Annotated in this window: 14 protein-coding genes; 8 read left to right on the top strand and 6 right to left on the bottom strand. The window is 39.5% G+C overall.

Features of this window, described 5'->3' with window-relative positions; all coding sequences use genetic code 11:
* Positions 1–159: 159 nt before the first annotated feature.
* Genes rpsF through rpsR form a run of 3 tightly spaced genes read left to right on the top strand, consistent with a single transcriptional unit; the run spans position 160 to position 1,326 of the window.
* A complete protein-coding gene (gene rpsF / locus MKY51_RS17895) occupies positions 160–450 on the top strand; it encodes a 30S ribosomal protein S6 (RefSeq protein ID WP_008408357.1) in 291 nt (96 codons plus the stop codon).
* Between the two features lie 37 nt (positions 451–487).
* Positions 488–1,045, top strand: coding sequence for a single-stranded DNA-binding protein (gene ssb, locus MKY51_RS17890; protein ID WP_339174560.1), 558 nt, complete (start codon positions 488–490; stop codon positions 1,043–1,045).
* 41 nt (positions 1,046–1,086) lie between these two features.
* Positions 1,087–1,326: a 30S ribosomal protein S18 gene (gene rpsR, locus MKY51_RS17885; protein WP_191701183.1), complete on the top strand. Its 240-nt coding sequence runs from the start codon at positions 1,087–1,089 to the stop codon at positions 1,324–1,326.
* A gap of 153 nt (positions 1,327–1,479) precedes the next feature.
* Here rpsR and rbsB read toward each other — a convergent pair whose 3' ends face one another.
* The 6 genes from rbsB to MKY51_RS17855 are packed head-to-tail and all read right to left on the bottom strand — an operon-like array spanning position 1,480 to position 7,121.
* Positions 1,480–2,418 (bottom strand): ribose ABC transporter substrate-binding protein RbsB, encoded by a 939-nt coding sequence (rbsB, locus tag MKY51_RS17880; protein WP_339174558.1) that lies wholly within the window; start codon positions 2,416–2,418, stop codon positions 1,480–1,482.
* 15 nt (positions 2,419–2,433) lie between these two features.
* Positions 2,434–3,375 carry a ribose ABC transporter permease gene (gene rbsC, locus MKY51_RS17875; protein ID WP_339174556.1) on the bottom strand — a complete coding sequence of 314 codons (942 nt, stop codon included), beginning with the start codon at positions 3,373–3,375 and terminating at the stop codon, positions 2,434–2,436.
* Positions 3,362–4,858 carry a sugar ABC transporter ATP-binding protein gene (locus MKY51_RS17870; protein ID WP_339174555.1) on the bottom strand — a complete coding sequence of 499 codons (1,497 nt, stop codon included), beginning with the start codon at positions 4,856–4,858 and terminating at the stop codon, positions 3,362–3,364. Before MKY51_RS17870 ends, rbsC begins: the two co-directional genes overlap by 14 nt.
* Before the next feature lie 15 nt (positions 4,859–4,873).
* The gene (gene rbsD, locus MKY51_RS17865) at positions 4,874–5,263 is read right to left on the bottom strand and encodes a D-ribose pyranase (RefSeq protein ID WP_339174553.1); all 390 of its coding nucleotides are present in this window, start codon (positions 5,261–5,263) and stop codon (positions 4,874–4,876) included.
* Entirely contained in the window at positions 5,260–6,138 is an 879-nt protein-coding gene (gene rbsK, locus MKY51_RS17860) for a ribokinase (protein ID WP_339174552.1), read from the bottom strand. The genes rbsD and rbsK overlap by 4 nt, the downstream gene beginning before the upstream one ends.
* Positions 6,135–7,121: a LacI family DNA-binding transcriptional regulator gene (locus MKY51_RS17855; protein ID WP_339174550.1), complete on the bottom strand. Its 987-nt coding sequence runs from the start codon at positions 7,119–7,121 to the stop codon at positions 6,135–6,137. Before MKY51_RS17855 ends, rbsK begins: the two co-directional genes overlap by 4 nt.
* 497 nt (positions 7,122–7,618) lie before the next feature.
* Here MKY51_RS17855 and MKY51_RS17850 point away from each other — a divergent pair, with 497 nt between their 5' ends.
* From MKY51_RS17850 to MKY51_RS17830, 5 genes are all read left to right on the top strand, one after another.
* Positions 7,619–8,566: a DUF2232 domain-containing protein gene (locus tag MKY51_RS17850; protein ID WP_339174548.1), complete on the top strand. Its 948-nt coding sequence runs from the start codon at positions 7,619–7,621 to the stop codon at positions 8,564–8,566.
* A gap of 13 nt (positions 8,567–8,579) precedes the next feature.
* Positions 8,580–10,556: a DHH family phosphoesterase gene (locus MKY51_RS17845; protein WP_339174547.1), complete on the top strand. Its 1,977-nt coding sequence runs from the start codon at positions 8,580–8,582 to the stop codon at positions 10,554–10,556.
* A complete protein-coding gene (gene rplI, locus MKY51_RS17840; RefSeq protein ID WP_339174546.1) occupies positions 10,553–10,999 on the top strand; it encodes a 50S ribosomal protein L9 in 447 nt (148 codons plus the stop codon). The genes MKY51_RS17845 and rplI overlap by 4 nt, the downstream gene beginning before the upstream one ends.
* Before the next feature lie 12 nt (positions 11,000–11,011).
* Positions 11,012–12,364 carry a replicative DNA helicase gene (gene dnaB / locus MKY51_RS17835; RefSeq protein ID WP_079523573.1) on the top strand — a complete coding sequence of 451 codons (1,353 nt, stop codon included), beginning with the start codon at positions 11,012–11,014 and terminating at the stop codon, positions 12,362–12,364.
* A 188-nt stretch (positions 12,365–12,552) separates the two neighbouring features.
* Positions 12,553–13,839, top strand: coding sequence for an adenylosuccinate synthase (locus MKY51_RS17830; RefSeq protein WP_339174545.1), 1,287 nt, complete (start codon positions 12,553–12,555; stop codon positions 13,837–13,839).
* Positions 13,840–13,941: the final 102 nt, after the last annotated feature.

Raw genomic sequence — 13,941 nt, 5'->3', positions numbered from 1 at the left:
ATTTCGAATCATACTTTATAAAGTATTTTTAAAAGACATCTGAGGTTGCACCTAATGGGTAACTATGATACAATTCATTGATGTGAGTAATAGAAGTTACTTACTCCTTGCTCCCTATTTAGTAGGAGAGCCCAAGTCCATAAGGAGGTGCAAACACAAATGAGAAAGTACGAATTAATGTACATCATCCGCCCAAACATTGAAGAAGAAGCGAAGAAAGCTTTAGTAGAGCGTTTCCAAGAAATCTTAACTTCAAATGGTGCAGAGATCACAGAAGCAAAAGATTGGGGTAAGCGTCGTTTAGCTTACGAAATCAATGACTTCCGCGAAGGTTTCTACCAAATCGTGAAAGTTAACGCTGGTACTGAAGCTATCAACGAGTACACTCGTCTAGCTAACATCAGCGAAGACATCATCCGTCACATCGCAGTACGCGAAGAAGACAAATAATTTTTAACTTAAATGCTGAAAAAAGGAGGGTGCATTGATGATTAACCGTGTCGTATTAGTCGGAAGACTTACAAAGGATCCAGAGCTTCGTTACACACCGAGTGGAGTTCCAATGGCACGTTTTACGATTGCCGTAAACCGTACATTTTCGAGCCAGTCTGGTGAACGTGAAGCAGATTTCATAGGCTGTATCGCCTGGAGAAAACAAGCTGAAAACTTAGCGAACTTCATGAGAAAAGGGAGTTTGATTGGTGTAGAAGGTCGTATTCAAACAGGTAGCTTTGAAGGACAAGATGGAAAGCGTGTGTATACAACAGATGTCGTTGCTGATTCAGTGCAGTTCTTAGAACCACGTGGAGGAGCTAATGCATCACAAGGTGCACAAAGCCAACAATACAGTGGTGGGCAAAATTATGGTGGTCAGCCATCTTATAATCAGCCTAACCAACAATTTGGAGGCGCGCAATCCCAGGATTCATACGGTTCTTATCAACAGCCATCTCAAAATCAGCAAAACTATACACGTGTAGATGAAGATCCATTTGCAAACAGCAAAGGACCGATTGAAGTGTCTGAAGACGATTTACCGTTCTAAGAACTTCACATCTATAATTAAAAATTAAAAGGAGGAACACGATAATGGCACCACGTCGCGGAGGCCGCAAACGCCGTAAAGTTTGCTACTTCACTTCAAATAACATTACGCACATCGACTACAAAGATGTAGATCTTTTAAAGAAATTCATCTCTGAGCGCGGTAAAATTTTACCACGTCGCGTAACTGGTACTTCTGCTAAATACCAACGTAAACTTACAAACGCAATCAAAGTTTCACGTATTATGGCATTATTACCATTCGTAGCTGAAGAAAAATAATTTTGCTTAAAAGTACAGCATTGGCTTATTCGGCCTCTGCTGTACTTTTTTTATTGTATGAGCTTTTTATCTTTCCATAATAACAAAGGCCGCCACAGAGTTACTTGTGACAGCCTGAGACGTGCAATAGCCTATGTGCAGGCTGTTGCATTATTATTTTGTAATTAATTCAAGATTGACCGGGATGACTTCTTCAACCGTTTCACCATTTAAATAAGCAATCGCTGTTTCCATTGCAATCTTTCCGATTTCATCAGGTTTTTGCGCAACTGTTGCAGCCAGACTTCCTGCTTTAACAGCAGCTACCGCATCGTCAGTCGCATCAAAGCCGACCACTACGATCTTCTTACCAGAAGCTGATATGGCTTCTTGCGCACCTAATGCCATTTCATCATTGTGTGCAAATACGGCTGTAATATCCGGATTAGACTGCAGTATGTTCTCCATTACTGTTAAGCCTTCTGAACGGTTAAAGTTCGCTGTTTGCTTTGCAACGACGTCTAATATACCTGTGACAGCTTCATTAAATCCTTGCCCGCGATCACGTGCAGCAGACGATCCTGCGACACCTTCCAATTCTGCAACTTTGGCACCTTCACCAACCAACTCTGTAATATATTCACCAGCCAGCTTACCGCCAGCTACGTTATCAGAAGCGATATGTGATACGACTTCGCCACCTTCAGATGAACGGTCAACTGTGATGACCGGAATATTTAAAGCATTAGCAGATTCAACAGCAGTTGCAACCGCAACAGAATCTACCGGGTTAATAATGATCAGATCAACGTTTTGTTGGATTAAATCTTCAATATCGGAAGCTTGTTTCGATGCATTATCCTGCGCATCTACAATCGTTGTTTTCACACCAAGCTCTTTTGCCTTTGCTTGTGCATTTTCACTTAGTGTTACGAAGAAAGGATTGTTTAAAGTTGAAACAGATAACCCAATTGTCAATGTATCGTTACTGCTTTCCGTTGATGTAGCCGATGTTCCGAAAGAAGGCTCCAAAGAGAATCCTGGTTTTACCGAACACGCCGACAGCAACACAGTGGCCAAAAGTGCCATTAATAAGATTAATTGTTTTTTCACGCTGATGACCTCCTCCTACGCTGTTTTTTTACGGTCAATTAATACCGCGATTAAAATAACAATTCCCTTTACTACTTGCTGGAAGAATGAAGAAACACCGATTAAATTCAATCCGTTATTCAACACACCGATAATCAAGGCACCTACTAATGTACCGAAAATCCAGCCTTTACCGCCTGTTAAGCTTGTCCCACCTAAAACAACTGCTGCGATTGCATCCAATTCATAAGATGTCCCGGCTGTTGGCTGTGCAGAGTTTAAACGTGAAGTTAAAATCAGTGCAGATAAAGCAGCTAACATACCTGTTAATGAATAAACTGCAATTTTTATACGATCGACATTAATTCCTGATAATTTAGAAGCCGCCTCATTGCCGCCTACTGCATAAACACGGCGACCGAATGTTGTTTTATGCATAATGACATATAACGCAATGAAAGCTAAAATCATTGTACATACCGGAACTGGAATACCGAAGAAATATCCTTTACCTAACATTTGGAACGTAATTTCATTTCCTAAGTCTGAAACCGGACGACCATCCGTATACACTAATGTTAAGCCACGGTATATTGTCATTGTTGCCAATGTTGCGATGAATGGTGCTACTTTCCCTTTTGCAATGATGACACCATTGATAGCGCCAAGAACGGCACCTAACAATAAGGCAGCCAGCATCGTTAATACAGGATCTATTCCTGAAGCAAGCATTGTGGCAGCTACTGCACCTGTAAGGGCCAATGTGGAGCCAACTGATAGATCGATGCCGCCGGTTAAAATAACAAAAGTCATACCAAATGCAATTAATGCACTAATCGATACTTGACGTAATATATTCAAAACATTATCTGTTGTCATAAAGCTTGGATTTAAAATCGTAATGACAATTACAATTAAAAATAATCCTAAAAGAGGACCTAGCTTTCCTAACATTTCTTTTGAGCTAGTTTTTAGCAATTTCTTCTCCTCCTGTTGCGTAATGCATAATAGTTTCTTGTGTTAAGTCAACATTGTCTAAAACAGCTGTTTGACGTCCTTCGTGCATAATCATGACACGGTCCGCCATACCTAGCACTTCCGTTAACTCTGAGGAAATCATTAAAATGGCAACACCTTCCTCGGCTAACTGATTCATAATCGAGTAGATTTCCTTTTTGGCACCGATATCAACACCGCGAGTAGGTTCGTCCAAAATTAAAATATCCGGTTTTGTACTTAACCACTTTGCGATAACTACTTTTTGCTGATTACCGCCGCTTAGTGAACCGACAGCCTGTGTCGCATCACTGCAGCGAATATTTAGCTGCTCGATATATTTTGAAGCATGTATTTGCTCTTGTTGTGGTTGAATAAAGCCACTTTTTGCGATCGTTTTCAAATTGGTTAAAAACATATTTTCCTTAATTGAAAAATCGAGTACAAGACCTTCTGTTTTACGGTCTTCCGTCACAAATCCAATGCCGTGTTTCATTGCCTGTATCGGGTTTTTGATTGATGCTTTTTTTCCGTGGATGAAAATATCGCCTTTGGACTTTTTAAGGTTGCCGAAAATAGCCTGGGCTACTTCTGTACGGCCTGCTCCCATTAAACCGGCGAATGCCAGGATTTCTCCTTTTCGGATCTGAAAGTTAATATCTTTGCATAACGAAGGACATGTTAGCCCTTGTACTTCTAAAGCAACTTCGCCTATTTTTGCATTACGGCTAGGATAACGTTCACCAAGCTCACGTCCGACCATCATTTTAACGATTTCATCAAACGTTGTTTTTGGGATTTCACGGACCCCAACATACTCACCATCTCGTAAAATCGTAATACGATCACAAATTGCAAAAATCTCTTCCATACGATGTGAAATATAAACAAATGAAATACCTTTTGCTTTCAGTTCTCTAATCGTTTCAAAAAGAGTTTCAATTTCACGATCTGTAAGGGCGGCTGTCGGTTCATCCATTACGATATACTTTGCCTCTGAATTGATGGCTTTTGCAATTTCAATCAGCTGTTGTTTACCGACTGATAGCGAACCGGCAGGCTGACGTACATCAATATGCAGACCGAGTTTTGCAAGCAGTGTCGTTGCTTCTTTATTCATTTCACGTGTACGCAGGAAGCCTGTACGACCGACTGTTTTTTCTTTTCCTAAAAACAGGTTTTCCGCTACAGATAAATGCGGCAGAATGTTTAATTCCTGATGAATTACGTGAATGCCTAAGCTTTCAGCGTCTTTTGCTGAAGTAAATGTATACGACTGACCATCAACTAGCACATCACCGTTATCACGCGAGTAGATGCCGGCCAAAATTTTCATCATTGTTGACTTACCGGCACCATTTTCACCCATTAAGGCGTGAATTTCCCCGTCTAACAGGGTGAACTCAACATTGTTTAATACGACGTTGCCATTGAATGCTTTTCTTATGCTCTTCATTTCAATCATGTTCCGTCACCTACCTTAGAAAATTACGCCGCTTTGTAGCATGATATTGGCGTATGGTGTCATTTCGCCTGTACGAATAATGACCTTTGCTTCACTCGTCATCTTTTTAAACTGTTCGTGGGATATATATGTAACCGGTTCCACAATTTTCAATAAAGAGGAGTGGATAGGTTCGTTTGCAGTTACTATTTCTTCAGCTAAAAAACTGTGTTCCACTTTTAAATCTTCTAGAACAACTTCTAATATTGTCATAAATCCAGGTTCACCCAGTTTGTATGCTAAATCGATACATGTAACGCCTTCTGGAATCGGCAAGCCGCAATCAGCGATAACAATCTTGTCTGTATGACCTAAACGTGCAAATATACCGGCTAATTCGCGATTTAAAATGCCCTGTTTTTTCATTTTGCGCCTTCCTTTCGAGCAGTTACTTCTTCTAGTTTTGGCATACCACCTTGGGCTCCAAATTTTTCAACGGATAATGACGCTGCAATATTTGCAAAAAATACTGCTTCTTCAATTGACTGACCGTTTGTAATAGCATGTGCAAATGCACCGTTAAATGTATCACCGGCACCTGTTGTATCAACAGCTGTCGTTTTATATCCTTTTACATGAACATGTTTTGTTCCATTGAAGTAACGTGCACCATCTTCACCTAATGTTACGATTAACTGATTTGGATATTTTTCCAATGCTGCTTCAACATCGTTTCCGAAAAGTAAGGCACATTCAGTTTCGTTTGGTGTTAAGTATTTAATATACGGCATCCACTCAATGTTGAAATTTGCTGCCGGTGCAGGATTGAATAGTACGGGTACTTGAAGCTCTTTACATAATTTCAAGCTGTACTCAATCGTTTCTACTGGAATTTCAAGCTGCATAACAACTAACTGACTGTTTCCGATAACAGTTTTTGCTGCAGCAATTTCTTCTGGTGTTACTTTCGAGTTCGCACCGGGTACAACGACAATACGGTTGTCCGATTCGTGGAGTAAAATATTTGCAATACCTGTAGCACCAATTGTATTTATAACTAAGCTTGTATCTATATTTTCTTCATTCAGATTCGCACGCAGCTCCGTACCGAAGCTGTCTGTGCCGACAGCACCTAACATTTTAACTTGGCTGCCTAATCGTGCAGCAGCTACTGCCTGGTTCGCACCTTTACCGCCTGGAACTGTTGTGAATAAGCTTCCAAGAACAGTTTCCCCTTTTTTAGGGAATACATCCATTTGAACGACCAAGTCCATATTGATGCTTCCAATTACTGTGATCATTTTGCAGCTTCCTTTCTTGTCGTCCCTCGTACAATTAGTTGTGGATCTATATTTAATACTGTCTGTATGATTTCTTTGCCTTCAATCTGTTCAATTAACATTGTTGCAGCTGCAGTCCCCATTTTGTATAAGTTCTGACCGACCGTCGTTAATGGGGGTGATACCATTTCGCCAAGTGCAATACCATCAAAACCAACAATTTGCAGGTCTTCCGGTATGCGCTTCCCAAGCTTATGCGCAATATGGAGGGCAGCAATGGCTAATGTATCGCTGCTTGCAAAAATACCATCAATCTGCGGATTTGCTAATAGGGTCTGTTCAATCGTTTCAGCAGCAACTTTAAAATCAAATGGTGTTGTTATAATGATTGGCTCTAGTCCTTGTTTATCCGTTACTTCAAGAAACCCAATAAGTCGATCATCTGCAGTTTTCAAACCTTGCGGACCACGTATACATAGTAAATTCCCAGCCCCATTTGTAACTAAATACTCGGCCCCTATCCGGGCTCCTTTTTGGTTATCGGTTGCCACGGTCGGGATCGTTGCATCGATTATTCGGTCAAGTGCAACAATCGGCGTATTGATGGACATATAAACAGAAGGGTCCAGTAAGCTCGTTGCTACTATTAAGCCGGCCACATATGTTTGTGACAGGCGTTCCAAATATAACAATTCTTTATCTGTTTGGTCGTCTGAATTACAAAGAACAACTGTATAACCAAAAGACCATGCCATGTCTTCCACAGCACGAGCAAGTTCAGGGAAATATGGATTTTTTATATCTGGAACAATAAGACCAATAATATTGGATTGTTTTTTACTTAATGAACGTGCAACACTGCTTGGCTTATAATCCAGCTCAAGTATTGCCTGTTCAATACGTTCTGACGATTTTTTACTGACATAACCATTTTGGTTTAAGTAGCGTGATACTGTCGCCACAGAAAGATTTGCAACCTTAGCTACATCTTTAATGTTAACCATATCTCCGCCCCCTGAAACAAAATGTGTTACCGGTTACATAATATATGCTATACAATACGAATTGTCAACGAAATAAAGTACATAAAAGACAGAAAAAAGGCTTTTAATACGTAAAAACTAGTTATTCAAACAAAAAATACTCCATATTAAGTTATACTGAAAAAATCATAATGACATACTATTCATTTCTTTAACACTTTATATGATGGATTTCTAACCTATATATTGGTCATATGACAGTTTTTACATGTATTTATAGCTTTAGATTTAGGGGGATTTTTCAAAAGAGGAGAAGTTAAAAGGGTCTGTCGCAATGGATTGAATTACTTCAATGTTCTTATCGTAACGGTTATTTTGTTTGATCATGTAAAAATGGTACAATAGAAAGGTGAGAAAAGTTGAAAGTAGACTGGCCGAAAAGCCGGCCAAAGGTAATAGCAAAGTTTTAATATTCTTTGCATTATAGTCGTACGAACAACAGATAAGGAAGGTTCTCCATGCAAAATAATCAATCAAGAAAGCTGGCACAAGGTGCAATGATGATTGCGCTGTTCACTGTGCTGATGGCAATCGTATTTTATATTCCGTTGGTGAATATTATCGCGGCGATTATTGCTCCATTACCGATGATTTGGTATAGCGCAAACTATAATCGGAAGTCATCGATTTTAGTCGCAGTGATTGCTGTATTAATTACTTTTTTTATTGGTGGACTGCTATTACTACCTGCTTCATTAATATTTGCGGCAGCAGGTGTAGCGATAGGGGATGCTATTTTTACTAAAAAAAGTAAAGTATTTATGTTTCTTTCAACAAGTATTGTCCTGCTGATCACATTTGCGATTCAGTATTTAATTTCATTGCGTTTGTTTGAAGTAGATTTTATTCGGGATTCTCTTGCGCTCATGAAGACGAGCTATATGGAATCGATTAAAATGACAGAAAGTCTGACTGGACAACCTGTGCCCAAAGAAACAATGGAAATGGCGAATACAATGTTAAATACATTGGAAATGACATTACCGGCTACCATTACATTTGCCATGTTATTTTTAACATTTATTATCATTACCGTTAACTTGCCGATTTTAACGCGTTTAAAAGTAGACGTACCAAAGTTTGCGAAGTTTAGTGAATTACGATTACCACGATCGGTATTATGGTATTACTTAATCGTTTTATCAGTGAATTTATTCGTTCGTCCAGAAGCTGATTCAACATTGGCTATTATTATGTTAAATATTTCAATGGTATTATGGGTATTATTAACAATACAAGGTATTTCTTTTATACATTTTGTCATTGATGCATTTGGTTATCCGAAGTTTATAAAAGTTTTAAGTACAATTTTAGCGATACCTCTCTATTCAATTGTTATTTTAGTAGGTATTGTTGATTTAGGCTTTAATGCACGTAATTACATTCGTGAAAAGAGTCAGAAATGAGGAGCTGATGGGAATGGGGATTTTTCGTAAAAGACCAATTCGATATCCACTATTAGTATTGTTTTTACTTGGTGCAGTAGCAGCTATCCTTATGATGATGTGGAATGTATGGGTGGGAATAGCCTTTATAGCTATTTATTCAATAGCAGCTTACTACACGGTAAAAGTTGAATTATTAACATACGTAGAAACGGAAAAGCATATTCAGTCACTTTCCTACCGGATGGAGGATGTCGGAAAAGAGGCATTTCTTGAAATGCCGTTCGGAATCCTGATCTTGAATGATGAACTGACGGTGGAATGGGCAAACCCGTTTATGCTTCGCGTCCTTCAGCAGGAATCCTTAGTTGGATATGAACTTGAAATGATTTCAGAAGAACTGCCTCTACTTGTTAATCAAGACCAGAAAAATGAAACGGTCATTGCCATCAATGATCGGAAATATCATATTTACTATAAAGAAGAAGAAAAACTTTTCTATTTCTTTGATATTACAAAGCAAGTACAGATTGAAAAGCAATATATGGCGGACCGTACAGTACTCGCCATTCTATTTATCGATAACTATGATGAGCTTACATCAGGTATGGATGACCAGGCACGAAGCGTCACTAATACGATGATGACATCGATTATAAATGAATGGGCAGCACATTATGATATCTTTGTTAAAAGAATCGCATCGGACCGTTACATGGCAGTATTAAATGAATCGATTTTATCAGAGCTTGAGCAGAAGCGTTTTTCAATTTTAGATGTAATCCGTGAACGAACTTTGATGCAGAAAAATTTATCATTAACATTAAGTATCGGTATTGGAGCAGGTTCTCAATCTCTTGTGGAGCTTGGACAGTTAGCACAGTCGGGACTTGACCTCGTTCTGGGCCGTGGTGGTGACCAAGTTGCGATTAAGCAGTCCAATGGTAAAATTCGCTTTTATGGCGGTAAAACAAACCCAGTTGAAAAGCGCACAAGAGTACGTGCCCGCGTAATATCACATGCACTGAGTGATTTAATTCAGGATAGCGACCGCGTTTTCGTAATGGGACATAAAAATCCGGACATGGACTCAATAGGAGCATGTGTCGGTGTACGTAAAATGGTTGCGATGAACGGAATTGAAGGGTCTGTCGTAGTTAATTTCGATGAAGTACGCGGAAGTGTAGACAGGTTAATGACCGAGTTGGAGGAAAAAACCGATTTTTACGATCGCTTTATCACACCGGACGAAGCGTTATCAAAAATCACTCCAAAATCACTCGTAGTTATTGTCGATACACATAAGCCGAGTATGGTCATTGATAGTCGCTTATTAAGCAGAACGGATAAGGTTGTTGTTATCGACCATCACCGTCGCGGGGAAGAATTTATCAATAATCCGACATTAGTATATATGGAGCCATATGCATCTTCTACAGCTGAACTCGTTACGGAGCTCCTGGAATACCAGCCTCAAAATGAAAAGTTGTTGCCGCTTGAAGCGACAGCCTTATTATCTGGTATTATTGTGGATACAAAAAGCTTTACATTAAGAACAGGTGCACGTACATTTGAAGCCGCTTCATATTTACGTACATTTGGTGCTGATACGGTGCTGATTCAACGTCTGTTAAAAGAAGATGTAGAAACATATGTCGCCCGTTCGAAAATTATTCAAACTGTTGAATTTCCGTTTGCAGGAATTGCGGTTGCACACGGTGAAGATTCAAAAGTATACGATTCAGTATTAATCGCACAAACGGCGGACATTTTACTCACAATGAAGGATGTCGGTGCCTCATTTGTCATTGCCCATCGTAATGATGGATTAATCGGCATTAGTGCCCGTTCATTGGGAGAAGTGAATGTCCAGCTCGTCATGGAAAAGCTTGGCGGTGGTGGTCATTTAACAAATGCCGCTACCCAAGTAGAAGCACAATCCATTGATGAAGTGAAAAAACTATTAAATGAAGCAATTAATGAAGTAGTCGAAGGGAGTAAAGAATCATGAAAGTAGTATTTTTAAAAGACGTAAAAGGTAAAGGCAAAAAAGGTGAAATTAAAGAAGTGGCAGAAGGTTATGCACGCAACTTCTTAATTAAAAACGGTTATGCAAAAGAAGCAAACAACCAGGCAATCAGCGAACTGCAAGGTCAAAAGCGACTAGAAGAAAAAAATGCTGCAGCAGAATTACAGGCAGCAAAAGATTTAAAAGAACAGTTAGAAGCAATTACAGTAGAAGTAAAGGCGAAATCAGGTGAAGGTGGTCGCCTATTCGGTTCAGTATCTACTAAGCAAATTGCAGATGCATTACAAAAGAAACATGGTTTTAAAGTAGACAAACGCAAAATGGATTGTAATGACGGACTTCGTTCATTAGGTTATGCCAATGTACCAGTGAAGTTACATCATGATGTAAAGGCTACTTTAAAGGTACATGTAATTGAAGAATAAGGAGCGACAACAATGAACGAATCCATGATGGACCGTGTTCCTCCACATAATAGTGAAGCGGAACAATCGGTCATTGGAGCCGTTTTCCTTGAACCGCAAGCTCTTATAACAGCATCTGAAATTGTGATTGCAGATGATTTTTATCATATTGCCCATCAAAAGATTTTCCAAACGATGCTGAACTTGAGCGATCAGGGAAAAGCAATTGATCTTGTCACTGTAACGGAAGAATTATCAGCAAAAAAAGAGCTTGAGGATATCGGCGGATTAAGCTATATTACGGAATTGGCGAGTGCTGTTCCGACAGCCGCCAATATCGCCCATTACGCAAAGATAGTTGAAGAAAAGGCGATTCTGCGTCGCCTTATTCGCGTTGCATCTAAAATTGCAGATGACGGGTATACGCGTGAAGATGAAGTAGAGGTTCTTTTAGCAGAAGCTGAAAAGAAAATGCTTGAAGTTTCGAACCGTAAAAATGCAGGCGACTTTAAGCACGTAAAAGATGTTCTCGTTCAAACATTTGATAATATTGAACAGCTCCAGTCACGTGACGGAGATGTAACTGGTATTCCGACTGGTTTCCGTGATTTGGACAAGATGACGGCCGGTTTCCAACGCAATGATTTAATTATTGTAGCTGCCCGTCCATCAGTTGGTAAAACAGCCTTTGCCCTCAATGTAGCCCAGAGTGTTGCTGTAAAGGCACGTGAAAATGTAGCCATCTTCTCACTTGAGATGGGCGCGGACCAACTTGTCATGCGTATGTTATGTGCAGAGGGAAATATTGATGCACAACGCTTGCGTACAGGTGCTTTAGAGACAGAGGACTGGAGTAAGCTGACGATGGCTATGGGAAGTTTATCGAATTCAGGTATTTATATCGATGACTCTCCGGGTGTGCGGATGACGGATATCCGTGCGAAATGCCGACGACTGGCTAAGGAAAGCGGTTTAGGGATGATCTTAATCGATTACTTGCAGCTTATTTTAGGTAGCGGTAAGCCAGGTGAAAACCGTCAGCAGGAAGTATCGGAAATTTCCCGTTCTTTAAAAGGTTTAGCGCGTGAACTAAAAGTGCCGGTAATTGCTCTATCGCAGCTGTCACGTGGTGTAGAGCAGCGTCAAGATAAACGGCCAATGATGAGTGACTTGCGTGAATCGGGTTCGATTGAGCAGGATGCCGATATCGTAGCCTTTTTATACCGTGATGATTACTACGATAAAGAATCGGAAAGTAAGGATATTATCGAAATCATTATTGCAAAACAGCGTAACGGTCCAACAGGTACGGTAAGTTTGGCTTTCCGTAAAGAGTATAATAAGTTCCTGAACTTAGAATTTACCCCCCCTCCTCGAGAGGAATGACACTTAAACACGAACATTCTACATTAGTTAAATGCGGATGTTCGTGTTTTTTGTTGACATTTAGGATTTGAACTTGTTAAAATGTTCATGTTTCATCATTACGGAATTAAAAGGTAAATTCTTATGAATAAGAATGAAATACTTAATACATAATCATTAGGTGAATCATTCGTCGGAGGTGCATATAGATGACAGCTGTAGTTGTAGTAGGTACGCAATGGGGAGATGAAGGAAAAGGTAAAATTACGGATTTCCTTTCAAAAAGAGCAGATGCAATCGCACGTTATGCTGGTGGAGATAACGCGGGACATACAATTAAAATTGGTGAAGAGACATATAAATTGCATTTAATCCCCTCAGGAATTTTTTATCCGGATAAACTTTCGGTTATAGGAAATGGTGTAGTTCTTAATCCAAAGTCAATTGTAACGGAATTAAAAGGACTGCAAGCTAGAGGAATTGATACTTCCAATTTAAGAATTTCCAACCGTGCACATGTTATTTTGCCATATCATATTTATCAGGATATTGTAGAAGAAGAGGCACGTGGTGATGAAAAGATAGGAACGACAGCAAAAGGAATTGGTCCATGCTACCAAGATAAAGTTGCCCGAATCGGGATCCGTGTAGCAGATCTTTTAGATAAAGAAATATTTGAAAAAAAATTACGTGCAAATTTAACACTAAAAAATCGTTTATTTACGAAGTTTTATGAAGTAGAAGGCTTACAATTCGATGATATTTTTGAGGAATACTATGCATTTGGTCAAGAAATTGCCCAATATGTAACGGATACATCAAAAGTGCTGAATGATGTTATTGATGAAGGCGGCAAAGTCCTGTTTGAAGGTGCACAAGGAATTATGCTAGATGTCGATCAAGGAACATATCCATATGTAACATCTTCAAATCCAGTGGCAGGCGGTATAGCAATCGGATCAGGTGTAGGTCCAACAGCTGTAGAACGTGTTGTTGGTGTTTGTAAAGCATATACATCGCGTGTAGGGGACGGCCCATTCCCATCTGAACTTCATGATGAAATTGGTCAGCAGATTCGTGAAGTAGGCCGTGAGTATGGTACAACAACAGGCCGTCCACGTCGTGTTGGATGGTTTGACGCGGTTGTCGTTCGTCATTCGCGCCGAGTTTCAGGAATAACAGATCTAGCTTTAAACTCTATTGATGTATTATCAGGGCTTGAAACAGTTAAAATTTGTACAGCGTATGAATATAACGGCGAACAAATTACAGAATACCCGGCAAACCTGGAAATCATTGAACAATGTAAACCAGTCTATGAAGAACTACCAGGTTGGTCAGAAGATATAACAAACGTTCGTGCATTTGATGACCTACCTGAAAATGCAAAAAATTACGTACAGCGTATTGTAGAGCTTACAGGTATTTCATTGATGACTTTCTCAGTGGGTCCATCTCGTGAGCAAACAAATATCGTAAATGAAATCTGGAAATAATGAGTTTGAATTAGAAGAGTGTATTAAAAGTCTAGCCGGCTTTTAATACGCTTTTTTTTGTTAGTAAGAAAAACTATAAATGGATATAAAGTAGGGGTATGT

This window comes from Solibacillus sp. FSL R5-0691 (genome assembly GCF_037974225.1).
Classification (GTDB): Bacteria; Bacillota; Bacilli; order Bacillales_A; family Planococcaceae; genus Solibacillus.
The sequence above is the reverse complement of the archived record's forward strand: the minus strand, read 5'-3'. Positions and strand labels throughout refer to the sequence as shown.

Excerpts from the sequence above, each read along its gene's own strand:
- rpsF (WP_008408357.1), top strand. The coding sequence starts at position 160 with ATGAGAAAGTACGAATTAATGTACATCATCCGCCCAAACATTGAAGAA.
- ssb (WP_339174560.1), top strand. The coding sequence starts at position 488 with ATGATTAACCGTGTCGTATTAGTCGGAAGACTTACAAAGGATCCAGAG.
- MKY51_RS17870 (WP_339174555.1), bottom strand. The coding sequence starts at position 4,858 with ATGATTGAAATGAAGAGCATAAGAAAAGCATTCAATGGCAACGTCGTA.
- rbsD (WP_339174553.1), bottom strand. The coding sequence starts at position 5,263 with ATGAAAAAACAGGGCATTTTAAATCGCGAATTAGCCGGTATATTTGCA.
- rbsK (WP_339174552.1), bottom strand. The coding sequence starts at position 6,138 with ATGATCACAGTAATTGGAAGCATCAATATGGACTTGGTCGTTCAAATG.
- MKY51_RS17855 (WP_339174550.1), bottom strand. The coding sequence starts at position 7,121 with ATGGTTAACATTAAAGATGTAGCTAAGGTTGCAAATCTTTCTGTGGCG.
- MKY51_RS17850 (WP_339174548.1), top strand. The coding sequence starts at position 7,619 with ATGCAAAATAATCAATCAAGAAAGCTGGCACAAGGTGCAATGATGATT.
- MKY51_RS17845 (WP_339174547.1), top strand. The coding sequence starts at position 8,580 with ATGGGGATTTTTCGTAAAAGACCAATTCGATATCCACTATTAGTATTG.
- rplI (WP_339174546.1), top strand. The coding sequence starts at position 10,553 with ATGAAAGTAGTATTTTTAAAAGACGTAAAAGGTAAAGGCAAAAAAGGT.
- dnaB (WP_079523573.1), top strand. The coding sequence starts at position 11,012 with ATGAACGAATCCATGATGGACCGTGTTCCTCCACATAATAGTGAAGCG.
- MKY51_RS17830 (WP_339174545.1), top strand. The coding sequence starts at position 12,553 with ATGACAGCTGTAGTTGTAGTAGGTACGCAATGGGGAGATGAAGGAAAA.